The sequence below is a fragment of the Brachybacterium sp. JB7 genome, from assembly GCF_003335205.1.
Classification (GTDB): Bacteria; Actinomycetota; Actinomycetes; order Actinomycetales; family Dermabacteraceae; genus Brachybacterium; species Brachybacterium alimentarium.
This window is the reverse complement of record NZ_QPGN01000016.1, coordinates 43,277-64,689: the sequence shown is the minus strand read 5'-3', so window position 1 is coordinate 64,689 and position 21,413 is coordinate 43,277. Positions and strand designations below refer to the sequence as shown.

General features: G+C 69.9%; 16 protein-coding genes and 1 pseudogene. 7 read left to right on the top strand and 10 right to left on the bottom strand.

Going from position 1 to position 21,413, the window contains the following annotated elements; all coding sequences use genetic code 11:
- Positions 1 to 174 precede the first annotated feature (174 nt).
- Complete coding sequence (locus CIK81_RS14935) at positions 175 to 1,422, top strand: IS256 family transposase (protein ID WP_096166853.1); 1,248 nt, start codon at positions 175 to 177, stop codon at positions 1,420 to 1,422.
- 29 nt (positions 1,423 to 1,451) lie between these two features.
- On the opposite strand, the pseudogene CIK81_RS14930 reads toward CIK81_RS14935, so the two are convergent.
- Both CIK81_RS14930 and CIK81_RS14925 read right to left on the bottom strand, forming a co-directional pair.
- Positions 1,452 to 1,802 (bottom strand): annotated as a pseudogene (locus tag CIK81_RS14930) (IS481 family transposase); the annotation flags it as partial.
- 356 nt (positions 1,803 to 2,158) lie between these two features.
- Positions 2,159 to 3,154 carry a LacI family DNA-binding transcriptional regulator gene (locus tag CIK81_RS14925; protein WP_096166787.1) on the bottom strand — a complete coding sequence of 332 codons (996 nt, stop codon included), beginning with the start codon at positions 3,152 to 3,154 and terminating at the stop codon, positions 2,159 to 2,161.
- 137 nt (positions 3,155 to 3,291) lie between these two features.
- Between CIK81_RS14925 and CIK81_RS14920 the strand changes: the two genes are divergently transcribed.
- From CIK81_RS14920 to CIK81_RS18595, 5 genes are read left to right on the top strand one after another with little or no spacing between them, the layout of a single operon-like run.
- Positions 3,292 to 5,349 (top strand): glycoside hydrolase family 127 protein, encoded by a 2,058-nt coding sequence (locus CIK81_RS14920; RefSeq protein WP_096166786.1) that lies wholly within the window; start codon positions 3,292 to 3,294, stop codon positions 5,347 to 5,349.
- Positions 5,349 to 6,671 carry an ABC transporter substrate-binding protein gene (locus CIK81_RS14915; protein ID WP_096166785.1) on the top strand — a complete coding sequence of 441 codons (1,323 nt, stop codon included), beginning with the start codon at positions 5,349 to 5,351 and terminating at the stop codon, positions 6,669 to 6,671. The genes CIK81_RS14920 and CIK81_RS14915 overlap by 1 nt, the downstream gene beginning before the upstream one ends.
- Before the next feature lie 9 nt (positions 6,672 to 6,680).
- Positions 6,681 to 7,643, top strand: a complete 963-nt coding sequence (locus CIK81_RS14910; RefSeq protein WP_096166784.1) for a carbohydrate ABC transporter permease — start codon at positions 6,681 to 6,683, stop codon at positions 7,641 to 7,643.
- Positions 7,643 to 8,083 carry a hypothetical protein gene (locus tag CIK81_RS18600; protein WP_241964199.1) on the top strand — a complete coding sequence of 147 codons (441 nt, stop codon included), beginning with the start codon at positions 7,643 to 7,645 and terminating at the stop codon, positions 8,081 to 8,083. Before CIK81_RS14910 ends, CIK81_RS18600 begins: the two co-directional genes overlap by 1 nt.
- Positions 8,080 to 8,577 carry a carbohydrate ABC transporter permease gene (locus tag CIK81_RS18595; RefSeq protein WP_241964198.1) on the top strand — a complete coding sequence of 166 codons (498 nt, stop codon included), beginning with the start codon at positions 8,080 to 8,082 and terminating at the stop codon, positions 8,575 to 8,577. The genes CIK81_RS18600 and CIK81_RS18595 overlap by 4 nt, the downstream gene beginning before the upstream one ends.
- Positions 8,578 to 8,890: 313 nt before the next feature.
- On the opposite strand, the gene CIK81_RS14900 is transcribed toward CIK81_RS18595, so the two are convergent.
- From CIK81_RS14900 to CIK81_RS14880, 5 genes are all read right to left on the bottom strand, one after another.
- Positions 8,891 to 10,933 (bottom strand): acyltransferase family protein, encoded by a 2,043-nt coding sequence (locus CIK81_RS14900; protein WP_096166783.1) that lies wholly within the window; start codon positions 10,931 to 10,933, stop codon positions 8,891 to 8,893.
- Positions 10,934 to 11,014: 81 nt separating this feature from the next.
- The gene (locus CIK81_RS14895; RefSeq protein WP_114355848.1) at positions 11,015 to 12,133 is read right to left on the bottom strand and encodes a PRC-barrel domain-containing protein; all 1,119 of its coding nucleotides are present in this window, start codon (positions 12,131 to 12,133) and stop codon (positions 11,015 to 11,017) included.
- Positions 12,134 to 12,147: 14 nt separating this feature from the next.
- Entirely contained in the window at positions 12,148 to 12,969 is an 822-nt protein-coding gene (locus tag CIK81_RS14890) for a TetR/AcrR family transcriptional regulator (protein WP_241964197.1), read from the bottom strand.
- A gap of 104 nt (positions 12,970 to 13,073) precedes the next feature.
- On the bottom strand, positions 13,074 to 14,267 hold the full coding sequence (locus CIK81_RS14885) for an aspartate-semialdehyde dehydrogenase (RefSeq protein ID WP_096197431.1): 1,194 nt from the start codon (positions 14,265 to 14,267) through the stop codon (positions 13,074 to 13,076).
- On the bottom strand, positions 14,264 to 15,631 hold the full coding sequence (locus CIK81_RS14880) for an aspartate kinase (protein ID WP_096166814.1): 1,368 nt from the start codon (positions 15,629 to 15,631) through the stop codon (positions 14,264 to 14,266). The genes CIK81_RS14885 and CIK81_RS14880 overlap by 4 nt, the downstream gene beginning before the upstream one ends.
- A gap of 1,601 nt (positions 15,632 to 17,232) precedes the next feature.
- Here CIK81_RS14880 and CIK81_RS14870 point away from each other — a divergent pair.
- Positions 17,233 to 17,958, top strand: coding sequence for a DUF559 domain-containing protein (locus CIK81_RS14870; RefSeq protein ID WP_141393746.1), 726 nt, complete (start codon positions 17,233 to 17,235; stop codon positions 17,956 to 17,958).
- Between the two features lie 347 nt (positions 17,959 to 18,305).
- Here the strand turns inward: CIK81_RS14870 and CIK81_RS14865 are convergent, their stop codons facing one another.
- The 3 genes from CIK81_RS14865 to CIK81_RS14855 form a co-directional block, all read right to left on the bottom strand.
- Positions 18,306 to 19,889, bottom strand: a complete 1,584-nt coding sequence (locus CIK81_RS14865; RefSeq protein ID WP_114306083.1) for a mannitol dehydrogenase family protein — start codon at positions 19,887 to 19,889, stop codon at positions 18,306 to 18,308.
- Between the two features lie 123 nt (positions 19,890 to 20,012).
- On the bottom strand, positions 20,013 to 20,264 hold the full coding sequence (locus CIK81_RS18235; protein WP_158542058.1) for a hypothetical protein: 252 nt from the start codon (positions 20,262 to 20,264) through the stop codon (positions 20,013 to 20,015).
- 4 nt (positions 20,265 to 20,268) lie between these two features.
- Complete coding sequence (locus tag CIK81_RS14855) at positions 20,269 to 21,408, bottom strand: sugar-binding transcriptional regulator (RefSeq protein ID WP_096166817.1); 1,140 nt, start codon at positions 21,406 to 21,408, stop codon at positions 20,269 to 20,271.
- Positions 21,409 to 21,413: the final 5 nt, after the last annotated feature.

Sequence of the window (21,413 nt, the reverse complement as noted above, 5' to 3'; positions counted from 1 at the left end):
TCGCATCCAGCTGCCAGCACGCGTTCGGTGCCGGATAGACGAACCGCCGCCAGGAAGTTGAGTCCCGCATAGTGGTGTAGCGCGGTGGCCCCGTGATCGTCTCTGACGAGGACGCGGTCACCGTGTGATCCTTCGAGTGAACCTCTCACAGCACTCTCGAACGGAGTCATCACGATGACCGCTCCTCATATTGTCGACCCTCACGGCCTGCTCGGTGAAGCCCTGGCCGAAGCCTCCCCGGATCTGATGCGCACGATGCTGCAAAGGATCATCAACGAGCTCCTCTCCGCGGATGCTGACGCGGTCGCCGGCGCTGAATACGGCCGGCCCAGCCCCGGTCGAACTGTCCAGCGCAACGGCTACCGCCACCGCGACCTCGACACCCGCCTCGGCACGATCGACGTCGCCGTACCCAAGCTCCGCACCGGCACCTACTTTCCCGAGTGGCTGCTCGAGCGTCGCAAACGTGCCGAGTCCGCCCTGATCACCGTGGTCGCCGACTGCTACCTCGCCGGCGTCTCCACTCGCCGCATGGACAAGCTCGTCAAGACCCTCGGCATCAACTCGCTCTCGAGATCGCAGGTCAGTCGCATGGCGGCCGATCTCGACGAGCACGTCGAGCAGTTCCGCCACCGACCCTTGGACGCTGCCGGCCCTTTCACGTTCGTTGCCGCCGATGCGCTCACGATGAAGGTCCGTGAGGGTGGGCGGGTGATCAACGCGGTCGTCCTGGTCGCGACCGGAGTCAATGGTGACGGGCACCGCGAGGTCCTCGGCATGCGAGTGGCAACCAGCGAGACCGGCGCCGCGTGGAGCAGCTTCTTCGCCGACCTCGTCGCACGTGGGTTGGGCGGAGTCCGGCTGGTCACCTCCGATGCCCACGCCGGACTGGTCGAGGCAATCGCAGCTCACCTGCCCGGCGCATCCTGGCAGCGCTGCCGCACCCACTACGCCGCGAACCTGATGAGCATCTGCCCCAAGAGCATGTGGCCTGCCGTGAAGGCGATGCTGCATAGCGTCTATGACCAGCCCGATGCCGCCGCGGTGACCGCGCAGTTCGACCGACTCCTGGACTACGTGGGCGAAAAGCTCCCCGACGTGGCCGAACACCTCGACGCCGCCCGCGCTGACGTCCTCGCGTTCACCGGCTTCCCCAAGGACGTCTGGATGCAGATCTGGTCGAACAATCCCGCCGAACGACTCAATCGCGAGATCCGCCGGCGCACGGACTCAGTGGGGATCTTCCCTACCCGCGACGCGATCATCCGACTCGTCGGCGCGGTGCTGGCAGAACAGACCGATGAATGGGCCGAAGGACGCCGCTACCTCGGCCTCGACGTCCTCGCCCGCTGCCGTCTCACGCTCACCACCAACCCCGCGAACGAGGTGACCACCGAAGCCCTTCCCGCCCTTACCGCCTGACCCCTCTCATCGAAGGACCGCTACACCACTTCCAGGGACTTGACCCGCCAGGACGCGCGAGGCCGCTTCCTCGGCTCCAGTCGAGCCACGCCTCGTTCGCGGAAGATCCGTGCCAGGGCCGCGATCGATGGCGCTTCAAGTCCCATCGCTTTCATCCGGTCGTGGACGCTGATCGGACCGTGATCCAGCCCAGACGCTTCGAGTGCGGCGCGGACCTGAACAGCCTGGTCCTTGACCTCTTCATCGAGCTGGCCCGGGGAGGTATGTGGTCGTTTGGTGCGGGGCTCGAGCACGGCCGCGGGCCCATCGACGCGGGCGCGAGCACGGAGGACGTAGAACGTCTTGCGCGAGATGCCGTGCTCGACGCAGAACGTGCTCACCGACCCACGCGGCGCGTCATCAGGCCACCGCGAGATGGCCAGGCGGACAGTGGGATCGACGGGCTCGTTTCTGCTCACCGCCCATTTTTACCGGCGAAGTGTCACCACCAAGAGCCACGGAAGTGTCACCGATGTCCTGATACAGAACTGTCACCGATGTCCTGCGACATAACACGGCGCCCGCATCGGTCGTCACGGTACAAAACTTCGCGGCGTCGCCGAGTAGGTCGCTGCCACGGGCGGCACGGCCGAGTAGGTCGCTGCCACGGGCGGCGGGGGCTCGGGCGACGCGCATCGGACGCTCACGTCCCGGGCGACGCGATCCGGCGGGGCCACAGGATCGAGACACGCACCTCTCACAGGCTCGAGGCGCGCACCTCCAGGCGCGGCGCGAGCACCTGGCGCCGCGGGGGCTCGGTGCGGCCCTCGACCAGGTCGAGCAGGGTGCGGCCGGCGAGGCGCCCGAGCTCGGCGAGGCCCATGTCCACTGTGGTCAGCGGCGGCCGCGAGGCGAGCGCCATGACCTCCCAGTTGTCGAAGCCGGTGACGCGGACCTGCCCGGGGACGTCGATCCCCTTCTCCCGCAGTCGGTCGGTCACGCCGCGCGCGATCTGGTCGGAGCCGCACACCAGGCCGTCGAGGTCGGGATGGGAGGCCAGCAGCATGTCCACGGCGGTGCGGCCCCATTCCTCGGACCAGTGCCCGAACAGGGCGGGGGTGATCAGGCTGTCGCCCAGCGTCTCCTGCACGGAGACCGCTCGGGCGTCGGCCGAATGGTGCCGCTGCGGACCGGTGACGTGGGCGATACGGCGTGACCCCATGGCCAGCAGGTGCTCGGCGGCCATCGCCGCACCGGCCCCTTCGTCGGCCACCACGGCGTGGTCCTCGGGGTCGTCCGAGGGCGAGAACGCGTAGACGGTCGGGATCTGCAGCCCGACCGACGGCCGCGGATCGGTGGTGCGACCGGTGATGATCAGCCCGTCGACCCGGCGCTCCTGGAGGGAGGCGAGGTAGTGGCGCTCGCGCAGGACGTCGTCGCGGGTGTCGCACAGGATGATCGCCATCCGTCCAGCGGCAAGGGCGTCCTCGACGCCCATCAGCAGCGGGATGGTGAAGCGTCCGAAGCTGTCCGTGGTCAGCAGGCCCACGGTGTAGGTGCGGGTATCTGCGGGCCCTCGCCCTGCGGCGCCGACGACGAATCCGAGGCGCGCCGCGGCCTCCTTGACGCGGGTGCGGGTGTCCTCGCGCAGCTGCCCGGTGTCGTTGAGGGCCTTGGACGCGGTGCTCACCGAGACCCCGGCGAGCTCGGCGACGTCGACGATGCGCGGCACCGCGTTCTGCAAGTTCTTCACGTGACCTCCAGTGATGTCCCGGTGCTCCGCGCCAGGGTCGGAGCGAGGGGTTGTCGCGTGGACGCGACCGTGCCATTATCGTCACAGAAACACAGTTTCCGCATTTTCCGCAACGACGCATCCTGCGAGGTTCCTCCATGGCCGCTGCGCCCGCCCAGCTCTCCGCCCCCGCTGTCCCGACCACGCAGGCGAGCGCTGCCCTGCGACCCCTCGCTCCCGGCGACGCCCGCATCACCGACGGCTTCTGGCACACCCGACAGCAGCGCAACCGCTCCGCCGGGCTCCGCTCGGGGTACGAGCAGCTCGAGGCCTCCGGCACGTTCCGCAACTTCCGCATCGTCGGCGGCGCGGAGCAGGGCGAGGCGTCCGGCATGATCTTCCAGGACTCGGACGGCTACAAGTGGCTCGAGGCGGTCGCCTACGAGCTCGGCCGCGAGGACGACCCCGAACTGCGCGGGATGGCCCAGCAGGTCACCGGCTGGATCGCCTCCGCCCAGCAGGAGGACGGCTATCTCAACAGCGTGCACACGCTGCGCCACTCCCCCGAGGAGCGCTACTCGAACATGGCCTGGAACCATGAGCTCTACTGCTACGGGCACCTGATCCAGGCCGCGGTCGCCCTGTCCCGCAGCGCCGGCGAGGAGGAGCTGCTGGCCGTCGCCCTGCGGATCGTCGATCACCTCCGCAGCGTCTTCGGGCCGGATCTGCGCCACTCCACCTGCGGGCATCCGGTGATCGAGATGGCGCTCGTGGAGCTGTACCGCCTCACCGACCGCACGGACATCCAGGACCTCGCTCGGTTCTTCCTCGACGTGCGCGGCGCCGACGAGCGGTTCCCCGGCGCCCACCCCGGGCCCGGCTACTTCTCCGCCGACGTCCCGGTGCGCGCCGCCCACTCCGTGGAGGGCCACGCCGTGCGCGCCCTCTACCTCTTCGCCGGAGCCACCGACCAGGCGATCGAGGACGGCGACGCGGAGCTGCTCGCCCGCAGCGAGGCCGTGTTCGCCGACCTCCTGGCCACCAAGACCTATGTCACCGGCGGGATGGGCGCCCGCTGGGACTGGGAGGCGTTCGGGGACCCGTACGAGATGACCACCGACCGCGGCTACGCCGAGACCTGCGCGGCCATCGGCGCGATCCAGTGGGCATGGCGGCTCCTGCTGGCCACCGGCAAGGGCGTCTACGCCGATGCCGTCGAACGGCTCCTGTTCAACGCCTTCCTGGCCGGGGTCTCCCTCGCCGGCACCGAGTACTTCTACGTGAACTCGCTCCAGCTGCGCGAGGGCGCGAAGGCCGACGAGGGCCGCTCGATCGCGCACGGCCGACGCGGCTGGTTCGACTGCGCCTGCTGCCCGCCGAACATCATGCGCACCTTCGCGAGCCTCGACCACCTCGTCGCCACGTCGACGAGCGAGGGTCTGCAGATCCATCAGTTCGCCGCGGGCACCTGGTCGACCGGAGAGGGGACGGAGCGCCTGAGCGTCTCCGTCGCCACCGGCTACCCCGTCGACGGACTCGTGCGCGTCACCGTCGAGGAGGCGCCCTCCTCCCCGACCAGCCTGTCCGTGCGGATCCCCCACTGGTCGCGCGGCACCGCCCGCCTGAGCGTCGGCGGCACCGACGTCCCGCTCCTGGCCGACGACGACTACGCGACGATCGAGGCGACCTTCGACGTCGGCGACGTGATCGAGCTGCACCTCGACCTCACCCCGCGCTTCGTCGGCACCCATCACCGCCTCGACGCCTCCCGCGGCGCCGTCGCCCTCGAGCGCGGGCCGCTGGTCTACGCGATCGAGAACGAGGACATCGCAGACACCGAGGGCACCCACGACACCCACAACACCCACAACACCCGGGACACCCAGGACACCCAGGACACCCAGGACACGCAGGACACGCAGGACAATCGGAGCCAGGACGAGGCGCTGACGGTCGACGACGCGGCGGTGGATCCGAGCGCGACTCCGGTCCCCGGGGCGCCGATCGCTGCGCTCGACGGCGCGATCCCGCTGGCGATCCAGGGCAGCTCCGTGACGGTCTCGCCGTCGGCATCCGCCTGGCCGTACCCGCTCCACGGATCCGCCGAGGCCGCGAGCACCCGCATCCCGGCCACCTGGACCGCGATCCCCTACTACGCGTGGGGCAACCGCAGCGTCGCCCCGATGCGCGTCTGGCTCCCCCTCGAGGTCGACTGATGCTCTCCCGGCGCCGATTCCTCCACGGAGGTCTCGCGCTCGGGACAGCCGGCGCGGGTCTGGCCGCGCTCGCCGGCTGTGCGGGCACCCTCGCCCCGGTCGACACCACCGCAGACGGCTTCGGCGAGGAAGCCGCCGGTACCGTCACCGTCTGGTGCCGCGCCGCGACGCAGACGGCGATCCAGGCAGCCGCGACCTCGTTCAATGAGCTCCACGAGGACCTCGAGGTGCAGGTCCTGCCGATCCCGGACGCGCAGTACGTCACCAAGCTCGCCACCTCCATCCGCGGCGGCTCGGTGCCGGACATCGTCGACTTCGACCTCATCAACTGCCCGCTGTTCTCGGTGCGCGATGCCTTCGCCGACGTCACCGAGCTGGTCGAGGCGCTCCCGTTCCGGGACGCGCTGTCCGCCGGGCATCTGGGCCTGGCCACCTACGAGGACCGGATCTACGGGATCCCCTTCATCGGGGACTACTCGACCCTTTTCGCGAACACCGACCTGTTGGGGGACGCCGGGTTCGAGCTCTCCGAGATCTCCGGCAGCCTCGAGTCGTTGATGGAGACCTGCCTGTCCGTGAAGTCCGCTCTGCCGGACGTGCACCCATGGACGTTCCCCGGCAACGCGTCCGGTGCGATGGGCTTCACCATCCAGCCGATGATCTGGGCGGCGGACACCGACCTGATCACCGGCGAGCTCGGCGACCAGTCCGGGAACGTCGTCGGCAACGACACGGTCGAAGCGGTGCTCGAGTTCCATCGCCAGCTGTGGGTCGACGAGCTGGTCCCGCGGCGCAGCTTCGTCGAGGACGGCGCGCAGTGGGGCCACGACTACCGCTCCGGCGAGGTCGTCTTCTTCCCCGGGGCCTACGGCTCCGCGGTTGCCGAGGCCGACGCGGACTTCCGCCCGATCTCCCAGAACGTGCTCCTGCCGGGGCCCGAGGGAGGACACGCCACCTTCTCCGGCGGGGACAACATGTGTCTGCTCAACGGCGCCCCGAACGCCTCAGGCGCCTGGATGTTCATGGCGCACACCCTGGAACTGAACGTCCAGCGCGCGCTGCCGGACAGCGGCTACATGCCCGTCCGGTCCGACAGCGTCGACGCCGAGTTCGCCGAGTCCTACGAGCAGGCCGTCGTGCCCGTGTCGAACCTTGACGAGGGCTATGTCCCCTCCACCCTCGCCTACAACCTGCTCTACAACCAGTCCGCCAGCCCGTGGCTCGCCATGATTCGCCGTGCCGTGTTCGACGGGGACGTCGCCGGCGCCATGGCCGAGGCGCAGTCCGAATACGACCGCATCCTCACCCAGACACAGCTCTAGGAGTCCGTCATGACCGCTCTCAACGCTGAGGCGCGACCCGGACCAGCGGGGCCTGCTCCCCGCACGGGACCGCCCCGCCCACAGCGCTCCGGCCGACCGCGCTCCCTGACGCACCGTCCGACGACAGGCATCGTGCTGGTCGCCCCCGCGATAGCCCTGGTCACCTTCTTCGCGCTGATCCCGCTCGCCTTCGCGGTCTACATCTCCTTCACGAACTGGCCGCTGATCGGTGAGTACAGGTTCGTCGGCCTCGACAACTACGTCCAGGCCGTGCGCGACCCCGGGATGTGGAAGGCACTGCGCTACACGCTGCTGTACACCGCGATCGTCACCGTCCCGATCCTGCTTCTCGGGTACGGGCTGGCGGTCCTGGTGCGTGCGAATCGTCGGGGATCTACCCTCCTGCGCACGATCTTCTTCATCCCGTACGTCGTGGGGCTGACCACCCTCAGCTACATGCTGGTGCTCGAGGCGCAGCCCGACTCCGGGGCCCTGAATCGGATTCTCGCAGCGATCGGCGTCTCCGACGGGAGCACGGCCTGGCTGCTCGACGGCACCACGGCCACGATCCTGCTGTCGGGCCTGGTGATCTGGGCGGTGCCGGGCCTGACGATGATCCTTCTGCTCTCCGCGATGCAGGGGATCCCGTCGGAGGTCTACGAGGCCGCCGACATCGACGGCGCGAGCTGGCTGCGTCGCGAGCTGTCGATCACCGCCCCCATCATCCGACCGGCCATCGGAATGTCACTGATCATCTCCGTGATCGGCTCATTCCTGGCCTTCAACCAGTTCTTCATCCTCACCAAGGGCGGGCCGGGGACCGACACGATGACCATCGTCGGCTACATCTACAACCGCGCCTTCGTCGAGCTCCAGCTCGGCTCCGCGACCGCGATCTCCCTGATCCTCGTCCTGTTCACGGCGCTGATCACCGTGCTCCAGTTCGTTCTGCTGAGAGGGAGTGACGAGTGATGAGCCGTCCCCAGCCGGCCACCCGGGACCGACGTGCGGCGTCCGCCGCCGAACGTCGACATTCACCGCACGCCACCGGCGACCACCATTCAGCGCGCGCCATACGGGATCGTCGGAAGGTCCCCTACGCGATCATCGGTGTGCTCTTCGCGCTGATCTTCATCGTCCCGCTGCTCTGGTCGATCCTGCGAGCCTTCCAGCCGCACGAAGTGATCCTCGGGACCCCCGGTCTCGGAGAGATGTTCGATCTGACCTGGGAGAACTTCTCGTTCTTCCTCTCCTCGGACGGCACGATGCTGCGCCCCGTCATCAACAGCATCATCGTGTCGCTGTCCACCGCGGCGCTGACGGCTGTGGTGGCGACGCTCGCCGGGTACGGATTCTCCAAGTTCCTGTTCCGTGGGTCCCCCTCGCCTTCAGCCTCATCCTGCTGTCGATGATGGTGCCGTTCCAGGCGATCCTCACTCCCCTGTACCTGCTGATGAACTCCGTAGGACTGACGGACTCCCTGCTGGGCCTGGTGCTGTTCTCGACGAACTTCGCCCTGCCGTTCGGCATCTTCCTCATGAAGAACACCTTCGACACGGTGCCGCAGGCGCTCGAGGACTCCGCGATCATCGATGGTGCCGGGACCGTGCGGATGCTGGTCAGTGTGCTGCGGCCGATGATCCTTCCGGGGATCGCGAGCTCCGCGCTCTACGCCTTCCTCACCTCGTGGACCGAGTTCCTGGGGGCGCTCACCTTCCTCACCACGGAGAGGTACTTCACCCTCCCCATCGCCCTGCTCAACATCCAGGTGGGCACCTACGGCGAAGTCGACTTCGGGCAGCTGGTGGCAGGTTCCGTGATCGCGATGATCCCGTGCGTGATCCTGTTCCTCTGCCTGCAGCGCTTCTACGTGCAGGGCCTCGCCGCCGGCGCCGTCAAGGGCTAGGCGACGGACTCAGCCTCGGACTCAGACTCAGACTCGGACTCAGACTCGGGCACGGACACGGGCACGGACACGGGCACGGGCACGGGCACGGGCACGGGCACGGGCACGGGCACGGGCACGGGCCGACACTGCCCCGCGCCGCGCCGCACGTGGGCGTCCCTGCTGCAAATGTGAGCTGGGGACCTATGTGAGGTGCTCACATAGGTCCCCAGCTCACATTTGGTGACTGCGACGCCGCGGACCGGACCAGGGCGCCAGCCGGGCGCGCCCGGGTTCGCCGCGCCGCCGTGCCCCGTGCCCCGCGCCGCCCGGGTCAGTCGAGCGCGCTGCTGAGCTCCTCCCACAGCGGCTCGGTCAGCTCACGGCTGTAGTGCGCCGTGAGGTGATGGCCGTCGCGGTAGACCAGGAAGTTCCCGATGATCATCGGGCACTCCTCCTCGTTGCAGAGGTAGTCCGAGAAGTCCAGGTAGCGGGCATCGGTGTCCTCCGTCGCCGCCTTCTCGGCCTCCACGACCGCCGGATCGAAGGCCTCGGCGCGCGGGATCGCGCACTCGTCGGCGCTCTCCAGATCCTTCGAGAGGCAGACTGCCGGAGTCACGTCCTGGTGGGGGACGTCGGCGATCACGTCGACCTGCGGGCCATCGATCGCGGAGATCGTGGATTCCATGCTCTGCTGCCAGTCGGCGCCGAAGTCGTCCGTGCCGCCCACGCGATCGATCCGCTCGGCGCCGTAGTTCGCCATCAGCACCAGCTCGGGCTGCTCCTCGTTGATCCGGTCGATCACGCCCTGGCGCCACTGGTCGCAGTCGGTGTACGGCACACCCTCGAGCTCCTCCTGCACGTTCGCCGAGTAGCAGGAGCTCTTGGTGTTCGTGTCCAGGCGGATCTTGCCGTCCTTCGCGAGCTCCTCGAGCGCCGGATACCAGCTGGCCGCATGGGAGTCGCCGAAGAGGAACACCAGCGGGGCGTCCTCGTTGTCACCGATCTGGCAGCCGCTGGAGTCGGTGCCCTCCTTGTCGCGATGGCAGTCGTTGTCGTAGATCGCGGGGTTGTCGTCGTCGGCGTCCTCGAGGGTGGGCGTGAGGTTCGCGGGGACGAAGTCGGTGCCCTCGGGCTCCTCCGTGACCTCCTCCGCCGAGGCCGTCTTGTCCGTGGTCGTGTCCTCCTGCTCGGTGGCGAGATGCGCACCGCTGCCGGCCGCGATCAGCACGGCGGAGGCGGCCAGGGCGGAGACGCCCGTCCACAGCTGCGAGCGGGTGCGCAGCGGGGACCAGGCGATCACCGGGCGCTCCACGAAGCGGAACAGCAGCCAGGCCACCGGGACCGCGAGCGCGCCCAGGGCGAGCGTGCTCCACAGGGGCAGCGGGTTCTCCTCCCCCACGGCGACCTGCGGGATCACCAACAGCGGCCAGTGCACCAGGTACAGCGAGTACGAGATCGCGCCGACGAACTGGAACGGGCGCAGGCTCAGCAGACGATTCGCGTTCAGCGCGCCCGGCGCGGCCCCGCCGATGATCAGCAGAGCCGTCGCGATCACCGGCAGCGCGGCCGTGTAACCGGGGAAGGGGGTCTCCTCCTGGTACAGCAGGCCGACGCCCAGCAGGAGTCCGAGGCCCACCCAGGACAGCAGACCGATGCCGACCCGCCGCAGCCACGGGGCTCCGGTGCGCATCAGGAAGGCGACCAGCGCGCCGGCGCCGAGCTCCCACGCTCTCGTGGGCAGGGAGAAGAACGTCCACGGCTGGGAGACGCCCATCCATGCCACGCACAGCGCGAAGGATCCGGCCGTCAGCACGGCGGCCATGATCAGCAGCCGTTTCTCGCTGCGCCGGCCGAGCCAGAAGCCGAGGGCGAGGATCGCGGGCCAGAACAGGTAGAACTGCTCCTCGATGCCGAGCGACCAGTAGTGCTGGAAGACCGACGGACTCGTCTCCGCCAGATAGTTCGTCTCCTGCGAGGCGAAGAGCATGTTCGGCACGTACAGGGCGGCGGCCACCGCGCCCCGGGCCACCTCGTTCATCAGCAGCGGCGGCATCCAGATCCAGGCCGCCACCACGGTCAGCAGACCCACCAGGAGGGAGGCCGGCAGGATCCGCCGGGCGCGCTTGGCGTAGAAGCTGCCGAAGCGGATCCGTCCGTGCGTCTGCAGCATCTCCAGCAGGTGCGTGGTGATCAGGAATCCGGAGATCACGAAGAAGACGTCCACTCCGACGTACCCGCCGGAGAGCCGCGAGACGCCTGCGTGGTAGAGCACGACGAGCAGCACGGCGATCGCCCGCAGCCCCTGGACGTCCGGACGGAAGCCGGATTTCTTCGAGGCCGGGGCTTCGGTGGACTTCCCGGTTGCTGCTGTCACAGGGATCCTTCCCGCGGAGTTCTCGGCCCGTGGAGTGTAACGGTTCCCTGGGAGAACGAGCTGGACGGAGGAGGCCGACGCTCAGCGGGTGCCGGTGCCGCCCCTGCTGCTGACATCGGCGGCCGCGTCGGAAATGGGCTCTGACCAGGTGTCCGAGGCTGGCTCAGAGGGGGTGTCGGAGGTCACATCCGTGCTGTGGTCGGTATCGGCCTGTCCAACGGCATCGGCATCGGTGCCCTCGATATCCAGCGACCGCTCCGCCGCCCGCAGCGCCGCGGGGGTCAGGTGGGCCGGCTGCGGCGGCAGCGGGCCCGCGAGCGCCGTCTCGGCGTCGATGTGCAGCCAGACCGCCTGCGGACGAGCAGGCTCGGACGCCGCGGACCTGGACCTCTTGCGAGCGCGCGATCCGCTGCGTCGGCGCGACGACGAGTCGCCGTCCCACGGACGGGTATCGGCCGACGAGCTGGCAGCGTCCGACGAGTTGGCAGCGGAGGACGAGCCGGCGTCAGCCGACGAACTGGCAGCGGCCGACGAGTTGGCATCGGCGGATTGGCTGGTTTCGGCCGACGTGCGTGCTTCGCTCTGCCCGTCAAAGGCGACTGGCCGGTCGGCATCGCAAGCCTCGTCGGCGTCAGGAGGCCGGTGGGCATCGCGAACCCCGTCGGCATCGCAAGCCCCGTCGGCGTCAGGAGCCCGGTGGGCATCGCGAGCCCCGCCGGCAGCGCGAGCCCGGTGGGCATCGCGAGCCCCGTCGGCAGCGGGAGCCCGGTGGGCATCGCGAGCTCGGTCGACGTCAGCGGATCGCTTGGTGCTGGCGGAGCTGCCTCCCTCGTCCTCCATCGCCGCCTGGGCCGGGAGCACGGCGATCGCGGCGACCGGGATCAGCACGGAGCGGGAGCTGAGCTGGCGGCGCACCACGGTGATCGCGGCGAGCTCGCCCGTGGCGTCCTGCAGATAGATGTCGCGCACATAGCCCACTGCGCCGCCATCGCTCCCCCGCACCGGTGCGCCGGCCATCGCCTGCATACGCTGCCGACGCTCGCCCCGCTCAGCTTCGGTGAGCGGGGCGGGCCCGGCAAGCGGAGCGGCCCCGGCGAGCGGAGCGGACCCGGCGAGCGGGACGGCCCCGGCGAGCGGGACGGCCCCGGCGAGCGGGGCGGACCCGGTCCCGCTCGATGCGTCAGCACCCGCGTGGGCCATGAATGCCTCGCTCCTCAGCTCACGACGCAGAGTCGCACGAAGTCGTGGACATCCCGGCTCGGATCGGCCGAGCGGTCCTGCTGCAGCTCACGCACCGAATGTTCGCGCACCGTGAGGCTGAGCAGCAGCGAGAAGAGCGACCGGGCCACGAACGCGGGCTGGGCGCCCGGCACCAGCTGCCCCTGCTCGGACAGTCCGATGAGCGCCTTCTCCAGCACGTGCTCGTGGACCAGTCGCAGCCGCGCGACCCGGTAGCGGCCCGGATGGTCGGGATTCACGGTCTCCGCGGACAGCGTCGCCAGCAGCGCCATCTCGTGCTGCGTCGGATCCCACGGGCCCGACAGCGCCGCGATCAGCGTGGCCGGGGAGCCCTGGATCGACTCGACCGAGTTCAGCAGGCCCTGGGCATGGTCCTCGAGCCGATCGATCACCGCACCCAGCAGCGTGTCCTTCGAGGCGAAGTGATGCAGCATCCCCGGATGGGAGATCCCCGCCCGACGGGAGATGTCCCGCAGGCTCGCACCGTGATAGCCGCGCTCGGCGAACAGCGAGGAGGCGGCGTCGAGGATCGCTTCGCGGCGAGCCTGTCCCGGACCGGTCGTGACCGGCGTGGTGGCCGCCTCTTCCAGCTCCACGGTGCGCACAGCACCCGGCTCCGAGCCGTCCGGAGCCGGCGCACCGCCGTCGGCCTCGGAGACCGTCGACGCAGGCGCCGCCGACCCGTCGGCCGACGTGTCGAAGTCCGCGCGCACTCCCGTGCCGACCTCTCCCTCTGCGGCAGTGATCTGATCGAGGGTGCGCAGCACCCGGGCCAGAGGATCCACGTTCATGCTCATCGAACTCCCGTCGGACGATTCGCCACCGACCCGATCGGAGAAGAACGAGGACACCGGGGCCGGTCCGGTCCCCGGCCCCGGTGTGCCACTCGTGGCGGCACTCGTCATCGTGCTCCCTCGGCGATCAGTTCGGTGATCTGGATGGCGTTGAGGGCAGCGCCCTTACGCAGATTATCCGCCACGGCGAACAGCACAAGGCCCTTTCCGTCAGGAACTGACTGATCCTGGCGGATCCGCCCCACGAACGTGCCGTCCTTGCCGGCCGCATCGAGCGGAGTGGGCAGGTCCACGACCGTGACGCCGGCGGCTCCCTCGAGCACCTCACGGGCGCGCTCCGGGGTGATCGGCTGATCGAACTCGGCGTGGATCGCGACGGCGTGGCCGCTCATCACGGGCACGCGCACGCAGGTCCCGGCCACCGGCAGATCCGGCAGGCCCAGGATCTTGCGCGACTCGTGGCGGAGCTTCTGCTCCTCGTCGGTCTCGCCCGAGCCGTCGTCGACCAAGCTGCCGGCCATCGCGAGCACGTTGAAGGCGATCGGCTTGACGTAGACGGAGGGCTCGCCGAGGTCCACGGCGGACCCGTCGATCGCGAGCTCCTCGACGTCGTCGACGCCCGCGCGCACCTGCTCGGCGAGCTCGGCGACCCCGGCCACGCCGGAGCCCGAGACCGCCTGGTAGGTGGCGATCTTCAGGCGAGCGACGCCGGCCTCGTCATGCAGCGCCTTCAGCGCGGGCATCGCGGCCATCGTGGTGCAATTGGGGTTCGCGATGATCCCGCGCGGCGGGTTCACGAGCGCCTCCGGGTTCACCTCGGAGACCACCAGCGGCACCTCGTCGTCCCGGCGCCATGCCGAGGAGTTGTCGACGACCATCGCACCAGCGTCCGCGAACCGCGGGGCGAGCGCCTTGGAGGTCGAGCCGCCGGCGGAGAAGATCGCGATGTCGACCTTCTGCCCGTCGGAGGCGATGTCCGCAGTGGTGGCGTCCTCGACGACCAGTGCCTGGCCGGCGTATTCCACGGTGGAGCCGGCGCTGCGGGCCGACGCGAAGGCGCGCACGCCGCTGTGGGGCACGGCGCGGTCCGCGAGCAGCGACAGCATCACGCGACCCACCTGGCCGGTCGCGCCCACCAGGCCGATCACAGGGCCGTCGGGGGTGTAGCCGGGGGTGGCGGTGATGTCGAAGGCGCGCTCGGCGCCGTTGCCAGCCGCGGCGGTCGAGGCCGCCTCGGCCCCGTCCACGCCGACGTCGTTGCTCACGCTGGTCCTGTTGTCCTCGGGAAGCTGGGTGCTCATCGTCCGGTCCCTCCGTACACGACGGCTTCGGTCTGCTCGGAGTCCAGGCCGAAGGCCGAATGGATCACGCGCACCGCGTCGTCCAGGCGCGACTCCTCGGTGACCACGGAGATGCGGATCTCCGAGGTCGAGATCATGTCGATGTTGATGCCCGCCTCGCCGAGCGAGCGGAACAGCGTCGCCGAGACGCCCGGGTGCGAGCGCATGCCGGCGCCGACGATGCTGACCTTGCCGATCTGGTCGTTGTAGCGCACCTCGGTGTAGCCGATCGCCTCGCTCGCCTCCTCGATCGCCTTCAGCGCGGCCGGGGCGTCCGTCTCGGGGAGGGTCAGCGAGATCGCGACGGTGTCGTCCACCGTCGAGGAGTTCTGCACGATCATGTCGATGTTCGCGCCGGAGCCGGCGACGACGTCGAACAGCAGCGCCGCACGACCGGGGACGTCCGGCACCTCGACGACGGTGATCTTGCCTTCGCTGCGGTCATGCGCGACGCCCGAGATGATGGGGGCTTCGAGACCGGGATCGGAATGGTCGTCCATGGGGAGCTCCTTGGTCGGGTCGGTGGCGTCGCGTCGGGCGACGTCCGCAGTGCGGAGGGTGACGTCGGGGTCGATGGGGATCACGCGCTCGGGATCATCGGAGACGATCGTCCCCAGGCGCCCCGAGTACGAGGAGCGCACGTGCAGCGGCACTCCGAAGCGGCGCGCGTACTCGACGCTGCGCACCATGAGGATCTTCGCGCCGTTGGCGGCGAGGTCCAGCATCTCCTCGCAGGAGATGTACGGGACCCGACGGGCCGCGGGGGCGACGCGGGGATCCGCGCTGAACACGCCGTCGACGTCGGAGTAGATCTCGCAGATGTCCGCCTCGAGCGCGGCGGCGAGCGCCACGGCAGTGGTGTCGGAGCCGCCGCGGCCCAACGTGGTGATGTCCTTGGTGTCCTGCGAGACGCCCTGGAAGCCGGCGACGATCGCCACCGACCCCTCGTCCAGCGCCTCCTGGACGCGGCCCGGCGTGACGCGGAGGATGTGCGCCTTGCCGTGCACCTCATCGGTGATCAGGCCGGCCTGCGAGCCGGTGTAGGCACGGGCCTCGATGCCGACGTCGTTCAGCGCCATCGACAGCACCGCCATCGAGATGCGCTCACCGGCGGTCACGAGCATGTCGAGCTCGCGGGCGGGCGGCGCATCCGTGACCTGCTCGGCGAGGTCGATGAGCTCATCGGTGGTGTCGCCCATCGCGGAGACGACGACGACCACTTTGTGGCCCGCCTTCGCGTACTTCGAGATCCTCTGCGCGACGCGCTTGATCGAGTCGGCGTCGGCGACGGAGGATCCTCCGAACTTCTGGACGACCAGGCTCATGAGACGAGTTCCTTCACGGTTGCGGGCTTCGGGCAATCCTGCGGGCAGGGCTGCTGGGAACAGCAGGCCGCGTGGACCTGCCGGGACGGCAGATCGCGTGGCCCACCGTGGGTGGCGGGCCGGGTGGCCCACCGTGGGTGGCGGGCCGGGTGGCCCACCGCGGGTGGCGGGCCGAAGTGGCCCACCGCGAACGACGGGCCGGGTGGCCAGCTGCGATCAGCTGGCCGGGTGGCCTGCCGCGAACGGCGGGCCGGGTGGGCCGTGACCGAGTGGGGCCACAGCCCTCGCGGACTTCGGCCGGGGCGCAGTTCACTCCGGCACCGTCCACGCAGGACCAGCAACCAGTCTACGAGGGCTCCCGCCAAGACGCTCGTGGCCTCACGCTTCGAGACGCTCCCCCTGGTCACAGCAATACTGAGACGTGGCCCACCCAACACTCGCCCGGGAGCGTCGCCCTCCCCGGCGCGGCACCAGCAGCCTCTGCCCACCCTCCCCAGGCCCTCGCATCCCGCTCTCCTTGCCCCGTGCCCGGTCCCGTGCGCGGCCCCGTCCGCGGTCCCGTCAGTGGCCCCGTCCGCGGCCCGGTCCGCACGCTGCTCCGTACGCGCGTTGCTCGGTCCGCGCGCTGCTCCCGCCCCCGTCCCGCGCCAGTTTTGTCCCCGAACGACCGATGCCGGCACGCGCATCGGTCGTCTGCCCAGCAAAACTTGCAACTCCACCCTGATGGACTCGGAACTCCACTCTGATGGACTTGGGACTCCACCCTGATGGAGGAGCGACAGAGGGGCGGCAGGGCGTGGGCGCCGCGCCGAGGCAGTGCCTGGACGACAACCAACCGTGCGGGCCAGAGTCGGCAGCCATGTGGACCCGAGTCCGCTGCCGTGCGGGCCAGAGTCGGCAGCCATGTCGCACCAGCACAAGCAGAGGGCCGGATGAGCGAGAGCGGAGCCGGGATCGACGGTGTTGAGCGGGGCCGCAGCAAGGACCTCTCCTCCACAGCGCGTCCTCCTCCTCACCGCACGGCAGACCGCCACGCAGTCTGTGAGGAGAAGCTAGCGTCAGCCTGCATGCGAGCTACTCCGCTCCCACCGGGGGCACTGCTATCCCGTGAAGAGTGGCGTGCCCTCGGCGTCTCTGCGCAACGCCTTGCGGGACCGGTACTCATCACCGTGTTCCGGGGGTTCTCGACGCCGACCTCCGCTCCGGCGAGCGTCAACACCATGTGTCGAGTGCTCCAGCGGAGAGTGCTTCCCGGTGCAGTCATCAGCCACACGACCGCTGCGGCGATTCTCGGTATCGCGATCCCGTGGTGGGTGGACCGCGAGATGGGAGTGCTGTCCAGCGCCTCCTATCAGTTCGACGGGAAGCGCGTCGTCCCGAGCACGCCTCCTGTCCCGCACGGTGGACACGCTCCAGTGTCGAGCGAGGGCACAGGCAGAGTCGCAGGCAGAGGCGGAAGCGCAGGCGCAGGCGCAGGCGCAGGCGCAGGCGCAGGCGCAGGCAGAGACACCATGGCGGACGCATGGGCCACGCGCGTCGAATCCGGCCTCCCGCTCGATAGGTCGGGAGTCCGCTCAGTCCCACCGACAGCGGTCCGTCCCTTGATCGAGCCCCCGCTGCTGCATTGTCGGATCGATCCGGGGAGGCAGCGGTCCGCCGGTCCGCACGTGGTCGTGCACCGGACCACACGGCGTCCCAGCTTCACCTATCGCGGGTTGGAGCTGTCGCACCCGTATGTCGTGCTGCTGGAACTGGCGAGCATGCTTGAGCACGACGACCTCGTCATCGCCGTGGACAGCCTGATCTCCCGCGATCCCCCGTTGCGCGGCGCGAGCCTGGAGGCGATCTGGGCCGCGACCGACTCGTACGAAGCACGCTGGGGAGCCCCCGCACTCAGGAAGGCTCTGCTCGATGCGCGGCCGAACACCGACTCACCCGGGGAGACCAGGACTCGGCTGCTTCTTCTCCGCGCCGGGTTCCCAGAGCCGGTCATCAACCACCCCGTGACGGATCCCGGCACGGAGACGACGCGGTACCTCGACCTCGCTTTTCCGGAGTACAAGATCGGCGTGGAATATGACGGGGACTATCACCGCACGGTCAAGAACCAATGGCGTGCCGATCAGGCCCGCAAGGATTCGCTCGCGTCACTGGGATGGGATCTGCGCACTGTGACCAGCCAGGACATCAAGGAGCCGCGACGAGCACTGGACGCATTGCACCGCAGCTTCGCCCGCGCTGGGGCCCGTCCCCCTGCGGCAAGCAACTGGTCCGGCCGCGCCCTGGAACTGCTGGGACGTTCACTCCGCCCACCAGCCACGACGTGAGCCGGCCTGGATGCCCACCCAGTCGCTCGCCCTGTCCTCGACGTGTCGCCGTCGTCCCGCTCGCGCGCCGGTCTCCAGCCACGCGCGCCAGGCCGGCGGCGGCCAGCCATGCCCGATCGTCCCAGCCGTGCCCGACCGTCCCACCCGTGCTCGGCCATACCCAGCCGTCCCCAGTCGCGCCCAGCCATGCCCAGCCGCGGCCAGCGATGCCCAGCCGTGCCCAAGAAATGCACCGAGACGACCGATGTTGGCGCTCGCATCGGTCGTCACGCCACAAAACTCGGGCAGGCGACGCCGGGCCGCGCCGCGCCGCCGCTCAGGCCATGTCGACCAGTTCCTTTCAGCGCTCAGGCCGCGTCGACCAGCTCCTTCAGGAGGGCGCGGGCGCCGTCGGCGCGAAGGGTCTCGAGGGCGTGGAGATAGGGCGTGGTGAAGGCCTCGTGCTCGACCAGGTTGCCGAACAGCTCCTCATCGCGGAGGAAGGCGAGCGGATCCTCGTCGTGCTTCGCGGCGGCCGCCGTGACGCGGTCGCGGAGGCGGTCCACGATCTCCCACTTCTCGCCGTTCTCGCCCGTGCCCTCGGCATAACGCGCCCAGGAGGCCACGATCGCGGCGCTCGCGGTGACGTCGCGGCCGGCGTCGAGGTTCTCGTGGATCACGGGGACGAGCCAGGTGGGGATGCGATCGGAGGATTCGGCGGCGAGTCGCGCGAGGGTGTCCTTGATGCTCGTGTTCGCGAAACGCGCCATGAGCTCGTCCTTGTAGGCGGTCAGGTCCATGCCCGGCACCTCGGGGACGGTGGGCGTGCCCTCGCGATCCATATAGAGGGTGCGCGTGAAGGGAGCGAGGTGCTCGTCGACAGCGGCCTCGTCGGCGTAGGTCTGCCCGAGCAGCAGGCCGAAGTAGGCGATCGACTGGTGCGAGCAGTTGAGCAGTCGCAGCTTCATGAGCTCGTAGGGCTCGACGTCCTCGACCATCTGCACCCCGACCTCCTCATAGGCGGGGCGGCCGCCGGGGAAGTCATCCTCCAGGACCCACTGCACGAAGTCCTCGCTGACCACGGGCCAGGCGTCGTCAATGCCGTAGTCCGCGGAGATCATCTCGATGTCTCCGGGGGCGGTGACCGGGGTGATCCGGTCGACCATGCAGTTGGGGAACGCCACGTCGGACTCGAGCCAGTCGGCGATGGGCGCGTCCCCGTGCAGACCGTTCTCGTCGCGGCGGCGCGCGTAGGCGAGGATCATGCGTTTGGCGAGGTCGCCATTGCCACGCACGTTGTCGCAGGACATCACGGTGAACGGCGCGGTCCCGGTCTCGCGGCGGCGGCGCAGCGCCTCCACCACGTAGCCGAACATGGTGGTCGGGTGACCTGCGGCCACAGAGGTGTTCGCCCCACCTCGGTCGTCCGCGGCATCAGCGGCAGCCGCGGCTCCCACGGCATCGAAGCTGGTCGTCAGATCCGCGGCGACGGCATCGGTCTCGTACTGGAACTCGCCGGTGGAGGGGTTGTAGTTGTAGCCGCCCTCGGTGACGGTCAGCGAGACGATGCGCACCGCCGGGTCGGTCATCTGCGCGAGGACCGCCTCGGGGCCGTCGGGCGCGAAGAGGTACTTGGCGATCGAGCCGATGACGCGGGGATCGCGATCCCCGTCGGGCGCCTTGGTGACCAGCGTGTACAGGCCGTCCTGCGCAGTGAGGGCGTCACGCATGCGGGAGTCGCCCGGCAGCAGGCCGACGCCGCACAGCGCCCAGTCGCGGTCGCGCCCGGCATTGAACAGGCGGTCCAGGAACATCGCCTGGTGCGCTCGATGGAAGCCGCCCACGCCGAAGTGGACGATCCCGATCTTCCGCTCATCGAGCGGATAGTCGGGCACTGCGACCTGTCCGTCGGCGGCGATCTCGGACAGGGCAGAGGCGTTCAGGGCGGTCATGGCTCATCCTTCGTCGGCGAGTGCTGCTGACAACGACGATACACACCGTATCGCCAAATGAGCACCCCGCGATGCTCATCTGATCAATGCGGGATGCGCGAGCCCTCTCCCGGTGCACGCCGATCACCCCCGGCGGCGTCCGTTGGCGCCCGTGCTCGTGTCTGCACCCACCCCCGCCCTCGCCCCCGCCACCGGCACCGCGAACGGCAACGGCAACGGCAACGGCAACGGCGAAGTCGATGTCACCCACGCCACCACCGGCACCGGCACCGGCACCGGCACCGGCACCGGCACCGGCACCGGCACTAGCACGCCTACCAGCAGCACCCACACCAGCACCAGCACCAGCACCAGCACCAGCACCAGCACCAGCACCAGCTCACTCGAGCAGGGCGGCCACCTGGTCGGCGAGCTCAGGAGCGAGCACGATGTCGTCGACGAGCCCGGAGCGGGCCGCGGCGAGGACTGCTTCGGGGCGGCCGACGGCGGGTGCCGCGGCGACCACACGGGCACGACGCAGCTGATCAGCACGCACTCCGATCACCCGATCCTCCATCGCGGAGTGCCAGACGGCGCCCGTGGGGCCCAGCAGGATTCCGCAGATCTCGGCGACGACGCCGGCGTCGTGAGCACCCTGCTGCTCCGTCACACCGAGGCGCGCCCACAGTGTCGACGCACCGGCAGACCAGGCGCCGATCGAGACGACTGCGGCGTCCAGCGAGTCGGCCGCGTCGAGGGCAGTGCGCACCTCCTGCATGGAGCGCAGCGAGGCTGCGACCTGGGCGGAGTCCACGATCAACGGGGTGGGCAGCGCCCAGATGCGACCACCGGTGCGGGCGCCGAGGGTGTGGACGAGCTCCGAGGACTGCGCGGTGGAGTAGCCGGGGGTGCTGAGGGGACCGACGAGCTGGACGACGTCCGCCGCAGGCAGGGCCTCGAGCGAATCGGGCAGGTGCATGAGCGTGCGCGACCAGGCGACGCCGAGGCGACCACCCTCGTTGAGCACCGTCGGCAGCAGCCGCGCCACCTGCCGGGCGATGGCCGCCCGCATCGACTCGCCCGGGCGCGGATTGGCGACGGTGACCGAGGAGATGCCGAGCTTCTCGGCGAGCGTGGCGTGCTCGTGACCGGAGGCGCTGGGGTCGACGATCTGGATGCGCACGATGCCCTCCGCGCGCGCCTCGTCGAGCAGTCGCGCGACCTGGAAGCGCGAGAGGCCGTGGCGCCTGGCGATCTCGACCTTGGAGAGCCCGTCCAGGAAGTACTCGGTCGCCAGCGACACCTTCAGCGACCCGGCCGGCGCCGCTCCTGGCCCGCCCGCCGAAGGCCCCGCTCCGGCGTCAGCGGGCCCTGCCCCGGCCTCAGACGTGCGCGCCGCGACGCCCGTCGGCCCGTGGGCGGCGCGGGCGGAGCCGTGCTCGTCGGAGGTGCGCGATTCGTCGCGAGCGCCTGCGGCGTCGGCCGGGATCTGCCCGCTGACCAGGGAACCCTGCGGACCCGTGCTGCTGTCGTACGCCATGCGAC